Consider the following 13,618-nt stretch of genomic DNA (forward strand, 5'->3'; position numbering starts at 1 on the left):
CATTTGCTGCTTACTCAGCTTTATGTTCTGCATCCCGCAAGCAAATTATGAGTAGAACCTCACATTAAATAAGCGATAGCTTATCCGGATTATACATCGTATAAATACGCTTGATACGGCTGCCGGCCTCCGTATGAACCCATTCCAGACATATAACCGCCTGTACAGCCTTTTCACGGCGAAAGACGAGCGCTGGCTGCCCGTTTATGATGGAGACAGATAAGCTCGCAGCGTGCAGGCTGTGCGTAGACATTCTCCGCAACAGTATGACAGCGCGGCGTGCGCTAATAACGGGCCGCCTCACTGCAGTAACTTTGCCCCCGCCGTCGGTGATAAGCACAGCATCTTGACGCATCAACGCAAGCAGCTTCCCAATATCGGCCTGTTCAAATGCCGCAACAAATGGCTCCAATGCAGCTGCGTCCACCGTTAGCTCTCGTTCTTCAGCATGCGATTGTGGAAGCTGGCGGTACAGGTCGAGCGCCTGCTTGGCACGACTTAAAATTTTGCGACAGTTTGCCTCTGACTTGCCTACCAGCTCAGCAAGCTCATCGTAGCCATAGCCATAGCCTTCACGCAGCACAAATACAGCACGCTCTAATGGGGATAAATGCTCCAGCATGACGAGCATCGCATAGCTGATCGTTTCCCTGCGCGCAAGCTGCTCCAAAGGCTCATCACCATAATTGCCGCTCCATGGCTCCGGCAGCCATTCGCCGATATAAGCTTCTCGCTTGTGGCGGGCAGATTGCAGCACATTCATACAGCGATTGACCGTCATTTTGCACAAATAGGCTTTGACATTGCTCAGCGGATAAGGCTCCGCCGACTGAAGCGTCACAAAAACATCCTGGACGACATCGTCCGCCTCCTGCCGTGATCCAAGCAGCTTGTATGCAAGCGAGCTAAGCAGCGACTTATAATCCGCATACCACTCTGCTACTTTCCACAACACCTGAGTATCCGCCATCTCGCGTCCAAAACTTCCTTTCCCTCAACAAAATAACCAAATTTATAAATTCCTATAATGTCCCTTTAGGGCGTGTCTGAAAACCCGTTCAGTGGCCCCTTTCACCGCCTTTTCGCCCCCTGCTTCGTTCCGTTTGCTTGACGTACCCCCGGTACGCCTTCACAAGCGCGCCTTGCATGGAACGAAAATTCGGCAAATTTTGCTGTCCTCAGCGTTCTCAGACACGCCCTAGTCAAAGCAGCCAGGGAACATGCTGGTTGAAATGGCAATTCGATTCCAGCTGTTGATTGTAATAATTGCTAAAATTAATGCGGTATATTCCGCTTCATCATAATAGTCTCTCACCCGATTGTACAGCTCATCCGGCACTCCCGCTTCCGAAACCTGAGTCACATGCTCGGTCAATTCCAATACGGCACATTCCTTCTCCGTATAAATTGGCGCTTCTCGCCATACGCTTAGCAGCATAATGCGCTGCAAGCTTTCGCCCTTGTTCATAAGATCCTCACTATGCATATCCAGACAAAAAGCACAGCCATTGATTTGCGACGCCCGCAGCTTAATAAGCTCATAGGTGATAGGATCAATGCCGGAGCTTGATGCTGCTTTCTCCAATTCCATCAACGCTTTAAATACAGCCGGGTTCGCCGTGCGATAGTTTACTCTTAATTTCATTATAAATTCCTCCTGGTAGGTTGGTGTTTTTCGGTTCTCATAAGATAAGACAAAGAAGCCTCCTCTTTTGTGACAAACAAAAGCAAAAAAAAACCGAACTTTACGCATAAAGCGTAAAATCCGGCTTTTTCCCTCCTATTAATGCTTGTTAGCAGCATTGCCACTCTAACTTGTACGTACATAATAAAAGATTAAATCCCATATCTCACTCAAGTTGTACGGACGACTCAATCTCATTACTATGACACTCCGAAAAGGTACCTCTCCCGACAAGCTATTGCTTCTCTAATCGGTACGTATGACCGCAGAAGGAGCATTTGAACAATATGCCTGTCTCACCCACGACCCAGCTGATGCGATCATCGTCCTCCGCTTCCAAATATTCGCGTCCCTGATCATCTCGATCTCCGGTTGCGAACAGTCCGGTTTGATTGCCGCAAACACATTCAAAGGTTAGCACCACTGTTTATTCGCCCTCCCTAAATACAAATATTTCCTGCTAATTTCGCCAAAACTATTGACAATGATACATTTTGTATCATAAATTAATAGTTAAGCTTGTATTATTATTTCAGCCTTTTTGAAGGAGCCACTAAAATGACGATGGGAGACCGATTGAAGGAACTCCGCTTACAAAAAAATCTTTCGCAAGAAGCCGTTGCCCGTGCGATCGGAATCACCCGATCAGCCTACAGTCATTACGAAATTAACAATCGCCAGCCTGTATATGAAACGCTGATTAAGCTCGCCTTCTTTTTTCATGTAACGACGGATTATATTATTGAAGGTGAAACCCGCCAGCAAGAGGCTGGGCTAGCCAGGGAAGAAACGCAAGAGCTGCTGCGGCTGCTGAATTATATGGATGAAGACAAGCGAAAAGCGTCCATTGACAAGATGCTTAGTGTCCTACGCGAGTCGGAATAATTCTTAGCCATCTTGATGCCCTGCTGCCTTCGTTAGCGGCGAGCCGTCAGAACGGCCATCATCAGTGCGAGGATAGCAAAGCTGGCTGCATAACCGCCAATAATGTCCGTTGCGTAATGGACGCTGAAATAAAGCCTTGAGGCGCCCATTAATAAAATAAGCAAGCCGGCGAGTACATAGCTGATCCGTTTCGTCGTTTGACTGAACCAGGCATCCCTTCCAATCCATATAGCTGCCAACCCATAAAGCGAAAGCGCCATCATGGCATTCCCGCTCGGGAAACTTGTGCTAGCTGCCTCTATTCCCCAAGCCTCCTCTGGCCGACCCCGGTCAAAGGCCATTTTGGCCAAAGTATTCGTTATGTATACAAGTCCAGTACCAACTATAATCGGTGCTGCTTTCAGCCAGCCGCTGCGCCAGCCGAACCATAGAAAAAGCGCAAAAGTCGCTGCGATAATAAAGAGCGAAGATCCCATATAAGACAGCACTCTAAAAAAAGCTGTCCAGCCTTCTCCCCGCATTTGCTGAGCGAATGCGGCTGTTTCTTTGTCCAGCTGTGACAGCTCCAGGCGTACAGCCTGCTGTGCAGTTAATGCAAATATAAGCACGCTTGCAGCAAATCCAGCGATCCATCCCCAAAATCCCTTTCGAATAAATATCCTCTCCTAATTGCTTCAACTTGTTTGCTTCGCTATAATTAGCGTTGACCATAATATTATAATACAAATTTTGAAATTGGGAAGGAATACTAAAATCATGTACGTATCAGATAAATGGAGAGATTACGAGGTAATAGATACAGGAAATGGAGATAAGCTCGAGCGCTGGGGCTCCTATATTCTTCGCAGGCCGGACCCGCAAATTATTTGGCCCATAACGAAGGAAGACGGCTTGTGGCAAAAAACAGACGGCCACTATCATCGCAGTTCCTCAGGCGGCGGCGAATGGCAGTTCAATTCCCAGCTGCCTGAGCGCTGGACGATATCCTACGGAGAGCTGTCCTTTCATATTAAGCCGACAAGCTTCAAGCATACGGGGCTATTTCCTGAGCAAGCGGTAAACTGGAGCTGGATGATGGACAAAATCCGCACGGCGGACCGTCCGATTCGCGTACTGAACCTTTTTGCCTATTCCGGTGGAGCTACAGTTGCCGCTGCAGCAGCCGGCGCAGAGGTTGTTCATGTGGATGCTTCTAAAGGCATGGTGCAGTGGGCAAAAGAAAACGCCCAGCTGTCCGGGCTGTCCGACAAGCCAATCCGTTTCATTACCGATGATGTATTCAAGTTTGTGCAACGTGAGCAGCGTCGTGGCCGTCAATATGACGCTATTATTATGGACCCTCCATCCTACGGACGCGGCCCGAATGGCGAGACATGGAAGCTGGAAGAGAACCTGTTCCCGTTCCTTGAGTTCTGCACGACGATTTTATCCGATAATCCATTGTTTATGCTGATAAATTCGTATACAACAGGTCTATCCCCATCCGTGCTGCATAATCTGCTTCATATGACGATGGCGAAGCGCTTCGGCGGGGCCATTCATTGCGGCGAAATTGGCCTGCCTATTACCGCATCCGGGCTTAACCTGCCTTGTGGCATATTGGGCCGCTGGGAGTCTGTCTAATGGCAGGCCCCTCTGGGGGCAGCATTGGCGAAATTCCAGTGCTGTTCGAGGACAATCATATTTTGGCAGTTGTAAAGCAGCCGGGCATTCCCTCCCAAGAGGATCACACCGGTACGCCGGATATGCTGACACTGCTCAAACGCGATTTAAAAAAACGACACGATAAGCCGGGAAATGTATTTCTCGGCCTTATTCACCGGCTTGATCAGCCTGTAGGCGGCGCAATGCTGTTCGCCAAAACCTCCAAAGCGGCCTCACGGCTTTCCGAAGCTGTTCGCAGCCGAAATTTTGGCAAAACCTATGTGTGCGTCGTACATGGCAAGCCTCATGCGGCAAGCGGCAAGCTTCGCCACTTTATTCGCAAGGATGCGAAGCTGAATCAGGTGACCGTATTCAAGCAGGAAGCACCTGAAGCGAAGGAGGCTGTGCTGGAATATACCGTTATATCCAGTATAGACCGTTATTCTTTGGTAGCGGTCATGCTGCATACGGGGCGGCCTCATCAAATTCGCGCGCAAATGGCCTTTATCGGCTGCCCGCTGGTGGCCGACCGCAAATATGGAGCGCCGCAAACGGGCGGCGTTGCCGATATCGCACTTTGGTCTACTTCCGTTTCGGTTTCCCATCCCATAACGAAGGAACACGTCTGCTTCCGCTCCATCCCTTATGGCTCGAAAGCTTGGAGCTGGTGGCCGCAAGCCGAGCTGGAAGCCGCAGCAGACGTCTACTTGGCTGAAGGAGATTCCGCACATGCGCCGAAGGACTAAAATTCATCTTGCCGTCAATTTGCTCCTGCTGCTGCTGGCAGCAGCAGGACTCCTTATTATTTTCTTCCCGACACTAGCAAGCTCATTACCGTTTACCGCTAGCTTTACCGCTAACAGCGGCGATTCCACGCTGGAAGTGGCGTCGGAATCAGGCGCCAGCGCACAACCGACAACAGCTCCTAGTGCAACGACCTCCCCTGTGCCTTCATCTGAACCATCACCAGTGCCGACTACAACGCAGGAAGCAGCCTCTCCCCCATCCAGCCCTTCTAAGAGCTATCAGGAAGCGCTATGGGTCGCAGTTGGCGATATTATGATGCACTCCCCGGAGCTGCCAGGGGCCTATAATAAAAAAACGAAAAGCTATAACTTTGACCCTTTCTTTCAAGATGTAGAGTCGATATTGAAGGAAGGCGACTGGGTTTTGGCGAATTTAGAAACGCCTGTTGCCGGATCAGCATTCGAATATACCGGTTACCCGACGTTTAATGCGCCCGTTGCCCTGCTTGATGCGCTGCAAAACGCCGGCTTCAACATATTGACCAATGCCAACAATCATGTGCTAGACAAAGGCGAAAAAGGGCTGCTGCTGACGCTTGCGCATATGAAGGAGAAAGGATTTATAATAAAAGGCTCCGCCGCCACACAAAAGGAAGCGGATACAAATATTATCGTCGAAAAAAACGGGATTCGCATGGGGCTGCTCGCATACACATATGGTACGAACGGCATTGCTATTCCTAAAGGAAAACCCTATATGGTTCCGCTAATTGACGAGCAAAAAATGATTGGCGACATTAAGAAGCTGAAGAAAGCAGGAGCTGATTTTGTTACGGTGGCGCTCCATTTTGGAACAGAGTATCAGACGAAGCCAAATGAGGAGCAGAAGACGCTTGCCCGCAAGCTGATTGCGGAAGGAGCCGACATTATAGCAGGTTCGCATACGCATGTTATTCAGCCCTATGAGGTGCTGGAGGCAACGGATGACAACGGGCGCGAGCGCCAAGGACTTATTATATATTCGATGGGCAATTTTATTTCCAACCAGCGTGGAGACACGAAGGATTACGGCGTTATTTATCAAGTGCTTATTCGCAAAAATAACGGGGACGGCAGCATCCAGCTTGCCGATATTGAAGCGATTCCGACTTGGGTCTACCGCTACAAACCGGATCATAATTATCGCTATCGCATACTGCCTGTCGAGCAGACGCTGGCGGAGCAGTCAAGCAAGCTGCTCACACCGGATCTATATGCTTCTCTGAAAAAAAATCTCAGCCTGCTGCGTACAAGGCTCGAATCAATGTCTTAGAAGCTTCTTAGAGCATGCGAGGCAGCAGACCGAAGGGTTGAGCATTAACGGGCGTTGCTGTCCTTAGACGGCAACGCCCGTTTTATGCACAGAATATAGCGCCGGCGTCTTGCCTTGCTCGCCTATTCACCTGTCTTCTGCAATGGCCAAACTATCGATTCGCTACCTTGCCTAATAAGTAAACAAGCAGCTGCTGATTATGGGAGGAAATCCGATCCAGCGCTTCGGAAATGAGCTTTGTTCGTACTTCCTTGCCACGCTGTGCCTCTGATTTCCCTTTGCCGGAAACGGATATCCATACAATTCGTCTATCGGCTGTATCTCTTGTACGTACAATTAGTTCATTGCGCTCCATACGATCGAGCAAAGTTGTAATCGCTGCCGGTGTCGTGGCCAAATGCTGCAATAGATCAGATGGCTTCATCGGTTGGTTCTGCAGCAATAAATCCAGCACATTCAGCTGACCTTCAGTGAGCGGCGCCAGCCCCTCTTCCAGACCTGTCCTCCATTCTCTGCTTAGCTTCGTCCACAATCGAGTAAATTCATCAGAAACCATTCATGCACCCGCTTCCTGTCCAATTTCTCTTTAATTCCAATTATACCATCCGAGATTGTCGAATAAAAGGTTAACCCAATTAATAATTTCCCTCACAAACTGCGATATACCCGAACGTTTTGACAAGAGTAGACATACAATGAATCTGGGCGCTTTCCCTATTTCGCCATCCTCACCTCATAAGGAGTGAACCTCTATGGACAACGAGAAAGCCGAAATTATTCGCAAAATCAAAGCTTACGGCATTATAAAAAACCCACAATGGCTCGATCGCCCGGATGAGCTCGTACCATTGTGGGTTATGTTGGATGCGATGATCCAGTTAATTGAACGCTTTGATCCGCCTAATCGCCCTTATGATTGAATGACATCAGACGGGCGGACAATGACCGCTGTTATGGCATCATTTTTTTCGATCGGAACGATAGCCCGCCCTATCGATCTGCGATCATCAATTGACGATTTCTCCGTCGTAATCGGCAGCTTAGCCCCGGATGAGGTTAGCGCGATCAGATCAATCGCTTCCTTGCAATAAACAGCATAAACGAGTGCTGAGCCATTCGGCTTCACGCGCTTGCCTTCTTTAAATTCAAACGTCTGAACGCCTTTGCCGCCTCTGCCCTGAACAGGGTAATCCAGCAGCAGCGAGCGCTTGGCATATCCAAGGTCAGAGATGACGAATAATTCTCCCTCATCCTCGGAGACCCAATCTGCCGCAATCAGTTCGTCGTCTTCCTTCAGCTGCATGCCGCGCACGCCTCCAGCGACACGCCCCATAGGGTTTACTTCGCTTTCGGAGAACCGGATGCTCCAGCCTTGCTTGCTGACTAGCATCAGCTGCTTCGTACCGTCGCTCGGCATAATTTTAATGACCTCATCGCCTTCGGATACTTTGCAGGCTGCAATCGCGGTCGAGCGCGTTGACATGTAATCCTTCAGCTCGGTCCGCTTCACCTGTCCACGTTTGGTAACAAAGACAAGCGAAGCGCCTGGAACATTAAAATCCTTCACGGGGATGACGCTGATAATCGCATCATCCTTCGGAATCGGTACGATATTGACGACTGCGGTCCCTGTATCCTTCCACTTGAACTCAGGAATTTGATGGACGGGCAGCGTATAATATTGTCCCTTTTTCGTGAAGAGCAGCAAATTATCAATGGTGTTGACAGCGTACAAGCCGCGGACGATATCGCCTTCCTTCACGCCCGCGTTGCCAACCTCACCGCCGGAGCGTGTAAACGACAGCATGCTTGTCCGCTTCATGTAGCCTTCATTGCTAAGTGTAACGAGCACTTCCTCAGGTGTAACCATCACCTCAAGGTTTACCTTAAGCTCTTCTACTTCTCCCTGAATATCTGAACGGCGGTTAATGCCGAATTTCGCATGAATTTCCATCATTTCATCACGAATGACACCAATCAGTTTCTTATCGCTGTTCAGGATACTGCGCAAATAAGCGATGCGCTTCATTACTTCCTTATGCTCTTTCTCCAGCGACGTAATTTCCAAATTCGTCAGACGATAGAGCTGCAACGTTAAAATCGCATCCGCTTGGCGCTCGCTGAACGCAAACTTCTGCACGAGATTTTGCTGTGCGTCGGCACGGTTTTTGGAGGCTTTAATCGCTGCGATCACTTCGTCAAGCAAATTCAGTGCCTTCACTAGCCCTTCCAGCACATGGGCACGATCCTCAGCCTTTTCCAGATCATATTGCGTACGGAATGTAACAACTTCCTTTTGATGCGCAATATAAGCGTCCAGCATTTGGCGTATGCCGAGCTGCTGTGGCGTTTTATTAACAATGGCTACCATATTAAAGCTGTAGGCAACCTGCAAATCCGTCTTTTTAAGCAAATAAGCCAAAATGCCGTTTGCATCCGTATCTTTCTTCAGCTCGATAACGATCCGCAGGCCATTGCGTCCGCTCTCATCGCGAACCTCAGCGATACCTTCGACCTTTTTCTCCAGACGAATGTTTTCCATGGCCGTCACGAGGCGTGATTTGACAACCTGATAAGGAATTTCGGTGATTACAATTTGCTGGCGTCCGCCACGCATGTCCTCAATCGCCGTCTTGGCGCGCAAATAAATGCGGCCTTTGCCGGTCGCATAAGCATCGCGTATGCCTTCCTCACCCATTATCAGTCCGCCCGTTGGAAAATCAGGCCCTTTAATAATTTGCATCAGCTCTTCGAGCGTCGTCTCTGGGCGGTTCATAACCGCGATACAGCCATCAATGACCTCACGCAAGTTATGGGGTGGTATTTCAGTCGCAAAGCCGGCAGAGATGCCGCTGGTCCCATTTACGAGCAAATTGGGATAGCGAGACGGCAGCACAACCGGCTCTTTCGTCGTATTATCAAAGTTATCCTTGAACATGACCGTACGCTTATCAATATCTCTCAGCAGTTCAATTGCCAGCGGAGATAAACGAGCTTCCGTATAACGCATGGCCGCAGCGGGATCATCATCCATCGAGCCCCAGTTGCCGTGACCGTCAACGAGTATATGTCCCATTTTCCAAGGCTGTGCCATCCGCACCATGCCTTCATAAATAGACGAGTCTCCGTGAGGATGATAGTTGCCCATTACATCGCCGACCGTTTTCGCAGACTTGCGATATGGCTTGTCCGGCGTATTGCCGGAATCGTACATTGCGTACAAAATACGCCGCTGTACCGGCTTCAAGCCATCGCGCACATCGGGAATAGCGCGGTCCTGAATAATATATTTAGAGTAGCGGCCGAAACGATCGCCCACGATTTCTTCAAGAAAAGCTGGAAGAAACTGTTCCAAATTGCTCATGCTGCTTGCCTCCTATTCCTGATATTCCGCAAAATCAACATTTTCCAAAATCCAGCGCTTGCGTGGATCAACCTTGTCGCCCATCAGCGCAGACACACGGCGCTCCGCCTTCGCAGCATCCTCGATCTGCACCTGCAGCATCGTCCGCGTTTCCGGATTCATCGTCGTTTCCCACAGCTGGTCCGGATTCATCTCGCCAAGTCCTTTATAGCGCTGAAGCTCAAAGTTTTTGCCGAATTCCTTTAAATAATTTTGCAGCTGCTCATCCGTCCATGCATAACGCACCGTTTCCAGCTTGCCGGATTTCCGCGTCAGCTTGTAAAGCGGCGGCTGAGCAATATATACGCGTCCGCTGTCAATGAGCGGCTTCATATAACGATAGAAGAACGTCAGAAGCAGCACCTGGATATGGGCACCGTCCGTATCGGCATCCGTCATAATAATAATTTTGTGATAGTTGCATTCCTCGGAATCAAATTCCGGGCCTACGCCTGCGCCAATCGCGGCGATAATCATTTTATACTCGTCGTTTTTTAAAATATCATGCAGCTTAGCTTTCTCCGGATTCATCGGCTTGCCCTTGAGCGGCAAAATCGCCTGATGCTTCGAATCACGGCCTTGCTTGGCCGAGCCGCCCGCCGAATCGCCTTCGACGATAAACAGCTCATTGCGCGTAACATCCTTCGATTGCGCCGGCGTCAGCTTGCCGCCAAGATTGGAGCTTTCGCTCTTCTTCTTGCCGCTGCGCATATCTTCCCGCGCCTTGCGCGCCGCTTCCCGCGCTCTGGAAGCCTGAACGGCCTTCTTGAGCAGCAGCTGCGCAACCTGCGGATTTTCTTCGAGAAACACTTGCATTTTCTCCGTCACAATCGCATCGACGACGCCGCGTGCAGATGCGCTGCCGAGCTGGTCCTTCGTCTGGCCGACGAACTCTACCTCAGACATCTTAATGTTGATGACCGCCATCATGCCTTCGCGCAGATCATTGCCTTCCAGATTTTTGTCCTTCTCCTTCAGCATCGCGGTTTTGCGGGCATAATCGTTCATGACGCGCGTATACGCGGTTTTGAAGCCCGTTTCATGCGTACCGCCGCCGCGTGTAGGAATGGCATTAACGAAGGACGCCAGTGTTTCCGTATAGCCATCATTGTACTGAAGCGCCACTTCAACCTCGATATCCTCACGTTCGCCAGTAAAATGAACGACGTCATGCAGCACCGACTTGTCCTCATTGAGAAACTCGACGAACTGGCGCGCTCCGCCTTCATAGTGGAATATATCGAGCTTGCCGCTGCGATCATCTTTGATCGTCACTTTCAGCCCCGAATTGAGAAAAGCGATTTCCTGAAGCCGTTCCGCCAAAGTATCGTAATTCAGCGTAGTTCCCGTCTGAAACACGCGTCCATCCGGCTTAAACGTAACCTTCGTTCCCGTACGCGACGTCGTTCCCGTCACTTCGAGTCCCGTTGTCGGCTCGCCGACATGCTCCTTGCCATCCGCATCTACCCAATATTCGAACCGAAGCTTATGTATTTTTCCATCACGGAAAATTTCCACTTCCAGCCATTCGGATAGCGCATTTGTTACCGAAGCGCCGACGCCGTGCAGGCCGCCTGATTTTTTATATCCCCCACCGCCGAACTTCCCGCCAGCGTGAAGGATCGTAAATACAACTTGCGGCGTTGGAATGCCGCTTTTATGCATCCCTGTCGGAATGCCTCGTCCATTGTCATAGACCGTAATGGAGCCGTTTTTGTGCAAAGTTACCTCAATGGCGGAACAAAACTTTGCCAAATGCTCGTCGACAGCATTGTCGACGATTTCCCAAACGAGATGATGCAGCCCTGAGCTGCTCGTAGAGCCTATATACATTCCCGGACGTTTCCGTACGGCTGTCAAGCCTTCAAGAATCTGTATATCATCGGCCTCATAATTCCGATCTGCGGCCGGTGCTTGTGTAAAAACATCTGTATGCTCTGCCATATGCGCCCCCCTTATCTGCAGCACTTGTTACATTCGTTACCGTATCTTCAAGCTATTTTAATTCAAGATGTCCTGTTTAGTAAAGACGCTGAACGAGACAATAAGCCCCGCAATCGCCCAAATCGCAAGCACGATAAGGGAAAAAGAAAATGACATGCCCTCAATCGGCGGTGGTGATCCTTCCAAATATGTCGGTAAATTGAGGTTCACGGCGAATAAATATTTGGCATTCTCCCATGAGGAGGACATGCTAGAAAGGATCGTTCCTGCAATAACGGAAGCCATCATAATGACCATGCTTGCCGCCGTGCTTCTGACAAGAACCGATACCATCAAGGCGAGAATCGCTACGGTCATGGCGGACAGCCATACGAGTCCCGTCTGCATGAGCATATACAGCCACTGGGGAACAACGTGCACAAAGCTTGTGTCGACCTCGCTGCCATTGATTGTAAAACCGGTAAATATCGGCAAGCCCCAGCCTCCATAGCCGAAAAACATGCCCGATATCAAATAACAAAGCAGCACCATCACCCCGACAAGCAGCGATACATAAAGCGTAAGCGCCGCAAACTTGCTAAGCAGCACCTTCCATCTGCGAACCGGCTTGGTGAGCAGCATTTTGATCGTTCCGGTGCCGCGTTCTCCGGATACGAGATCAGAGGCAATGGTCAAGACAAGCAGCGGAATAAACAGCCCTACCGCATTATTCATGAATTCCCGCGTGAACGTCACGCCGTTTGGGCTGCTCGGATTGACATCATGGTCCAAATAATATTGGAGCTGCTGCACGGCTATACGCTGCTGCTTTTTCCACTCCTCAGGAATCCGATTGCTCGACAGCCTGTTTTGCATATCCGTAATTTGCTGCAGCACCTCATTGCGCCAGTCGGCAAATTTGTCTTTATTGTTCTGGGCTACGGTTAACTGAGCATACGTGAACATTGGAATAATAACAAGAAGTACGAGGATAATGACGAGAAACCTTCTTTTTTTCCACATCTTCAAGGTTTCATTCTCGGTAAGAAGCAGTAGTTTATGCAAGGCTTTTCCCCTCCGTCATGTTCAAAAACAATTCTTCCAGTGTAGGAGCGGCTTTGTGCACCCCTTCTACGCTAATGCCTGCTGCCACCAGCCGGCTCACGGTACCTGCAATATCCTCCAGCGGCATCGTTGTGACCACTGCCCCCGGCATGCTGGCAAGCACGCTTTCATCAATACGGTGCTCCTCTTCCGAGACGATTGCCGCCTTGCCGCCTTGCAGCAGCAAAGCAATACCCTGCTCCCGAGGCTCCAGCTGCCATAATACATACGTTCCAGCCTGCTGCACCAGCTCATCCACCGAGCCTACGGCAAGCACTCTGCCTTTGTCAATAATGGCCACTCTATCGCACATCAGTTGAATTTCACTGAGCAAATGGCTTGAAATGAACAGGCTGATGCCTTCTCCAGCAAGCATTCGTACAAAAGCCCTCAGCTCCTTGATGCCCAGAGGATCAAGCCCATTCGTCGGTTCATCAAGTATAAGCAGCTTCGGACGTCCGAGCAACGCTTGGGCAATGCCTAAACGCTGCTTCATGCCGAGCGAATACGTTTTGACTTTTTCATGAATACGCTCTGTCAGACTGACGATTTCGACAACCTCGCTAATTCTCGCCTCATCCACATCATCAAGCATATTGGCAAAATACTGCAAATTGTCCCAGCCCGTCATAAATCCATACATTTCAGGGTTTTCCACAATGCTCCCGATATGGCGAAGCGCCTGCTCCGGCTGTTTTTGCACATCATGCCCGCAAATCCGTATTTGCCCAGAGGTCGGCTTAATCAGATCGACCAGCATGCGGATCGTCGTCGTTTTGCCAGAGCCATTGGGTCCAAGGAACCCAAAAATTTCACCCGCCCGCACCTCAAAGCTGACATCGTGAATAATTTGCTTGCCGCGAATTTTTTTGCTTAGATTTGTCACTTGCAGCACTAAATTTGACTGTTCCATAGCG

General features: G+C 49.8%; 14 protein-coding genes. 5 read left to right on the top strand and 9 right to left on the bottom strand.

The annotated features are described in order from the left end of the window. Positions 1 to 64: 64 nt before the first annotated feature. The 3 genes from MHB80_RS16855 to MHB80_RS16865 form a co-directional block, all read right to left on the bottom strand. Complete coding sequence (locus tag MHB80_RS16855) at positions 65 to 970, bottom strand: sigma-70 family RNA polymerase sigma factor (protein ID WP_341278077.1); 906 nt, start codon at positions 968 to 970, stop codon at positions 65 to 67. A gap of 228 nt (positions 971 to 1,198) precedes the next feature. After that, positions 1,199 to 1,645: a carboxymuconolactone decarboxylase family protein gene (locus tag MHB80_RS16860; RefSeq protein ID WP_341278078.1), complete on the bottom strand. Its 447-nt coding sequence runs from the start codon at positions 1,643 to 1,645 to the stop codon at positions 1,199 to 1,201. A 274-nt stretch (positions 1,646 to 1,919) separates the two neighbouring features. Continuing rightward, positions 1,920 to 2,108 (bottom strand): hypothetical protein, encoded by a 189-nt coding sequence (locus MHB80_RS16865; protein WP_341278079.1) that lies wholly within the window; start codon positions 2,106 to 2,108, stop codon positions 1,920 to 1,922. A 134-nt stretch (positions 2,109 to 2,242) separates the two neighbouring features. On the opposite strand from MHB80_RS16865, the gene MHB80_RS16870 reads away from it, so the two are divergent. Beyond that, a complete protein-coding gene (locus tag MHB80_RS16870; protein ID WP_341278080.1) occupies positions 2,243 to 2,569 on the top strand; it encodes a helix-turn-helix transcriptional regulator in 327 nt (108 codons plus the stop codon). Between the two features lie 32 nt (positions 2,570 to 2,601). Here MHB80_RS16870 and MHB80_RS16875 read toward each other — a convergent pair whose 3' ends face one another. Beyond that, entirely contained in the window at positions 2,602 to 3,177 is a 576-nt protein-coding gene (locus MHB80_RS16875; RefSeq protein ID WP_341278081.1) for a phosphatase PAP2 family protein, read from the bottom strand. Positions 3,178 to 3,325: 148 nt separating this feature from the next. Between MHB80_RS16875 and MHB80_RS16880 the strand changes: the two genes are divergently transcribed. The 3 genes from MHB80_RS16880 to MHB80_RS16890 are packed head-to-tail and all read left to right on the top strand — an operon-like array spanning position 3,326 to position 6,271. After that, positions 3,326 to 4,192 (top strand): class I SAM-dependent methyltransferase, encoded by an 867-nt coding sequence (locus MHB80_RS16880; protein ID WP_341278082.1) that lies wholly within the window; start codon positions 3,326 to 3,328, stop codon positions 4,190 to 4,192. After that, on the top strand, positions 4,192 to 4,959 hold the full coding sequence (locus tag MHB80_RS16885) for an RluA family pseudouridine synthase (RefSeq protein ID WP_341278083.1): 768 nt from the start codon (positions 4,192 to 4,194) through the stop codon (positions 4,957 to 4,959). The genes MHB80_RS16880 and MHB80_RS16885 overlap by 1 nt, the downstream gene beginning before the upstream one ends. Next, entirely contained in the window at positions 4,943 to 6,271 is a 1,329-nt protein-coding gene (locus MHB80_RS16890) for a CapA family protein (protein ID WP_341278084.1), read from the top strand. The genes MHB80_RS16885 and MHB80_RS16890 overlap by 17 nt, the downstream gene beginning before the upstream one ends. A 151-nt stretch (positions 6,272 to 6,422) precedes the next feature. On the opposite strand, the gene MHB80_RS16895 is transcribed toward MHB80_RS16890, so the two are convergent. After that, positions 6,423 to 6,827, bottom strand: coding sequence for a MarR family transcriptional regulator (locus MHB80_RS16895; protein WP_341278085.1), 405 nt, complete (start codon positions 6,825 to 6,827; stop codon positions 6,423 to 6,425). A gap of 196 nt (positions 6,828 to 7,023) precedes the next feature. On the opposite strand from MHB80_RS16895, the gene MHB80_RS16900 reads away from it, so the two are divergent. Then, a complete protein-coding gene (locus MHB80_RS16900; RefSeq protein WP_172455590.1) occupies positions 7,024 to 7,191 on the top strand; it encodes a hypothetical protein in 168 nt (55 codons plus the stop codon). On the opposite strand, the gene gyrA is transcribed toward MHB80_RS16900, so the two are convergent. Genes gyrA through MHB80_RS16920 form a run of 4 tightly spaced genes read right to left on the bottom strand, consistent with a single transcriptional unit; the run spans position 7,182 to position 13,614 of the window. Further along, positions 7,182 to 9,635: a DNA gyrase subunit A gene (gyrA, locus tag MHB80_RS16905; protein WP_341278086.1), complete on the bottom strand. Its 2,454-nt coding sequence runs from the start codon at positions 9,633 to 9,635 to the stop codon at positions 7,182 to 7,184. The two genes, MHB80_RS16900 and gyrA, sit on opposite strands and share 10 nt — an antisense overlap. A 12-nt stretch (positions 9,636 to 9,647) precedes the next feature. After that, positions 9,648 to 11,618 (bottom strand): DNA topoisomerase IV subunit B, encoded by a 1,971-nt coding sequence (parE, locus tag MHB80_RS16910; protein ID WP_341278087.1) that lies wholly within the window; start codon positions 11,616 to 11,618, stop codon positions 9,648 to 9,650. A 57-nt stretch (positions 11,619 to 11,675) separates the two neighbouring features. Beyond that, positions 11,676 to 12,662, bottom strand: coding sequence for an ABC transporter permease (locus MHB80_RS16915; protein WP_341278088.1), 987 nt, complete (start codon positions 12,660 to 12,662; stop codon positions 11,676 to 11,678). Next, positions 12,655 to 13,614 carry an ABC transporter ATP-binding protein gene (locus MHB80_RS16920; RefSeq protein WP_341278089.1) on the bottom strand — a complete coding sequence of 320 codons (960 nt, stop codon included), beginning with the start codon at positions 13,612 to 13,614 and terminating at the stop codon, positions 12,655 to 12,657. The genes MHB80_RS16915 and MHB80_RS16920 overlap by 8 nt, the downstream gene beginning before the upstream one ends. Positions 13,615 to 13,618 lie beyond the last annotated feature (4 nt).

Origin of the sequence: Paenibacillus sp. FSL H8-0537 (genome assembly GCF_038051995.1) — a bacterium.
GTDB lineage: Bacteria > Bacillota > Bacilli > Paenibacillales > Paenibacillaceae > Pristimantibacillus.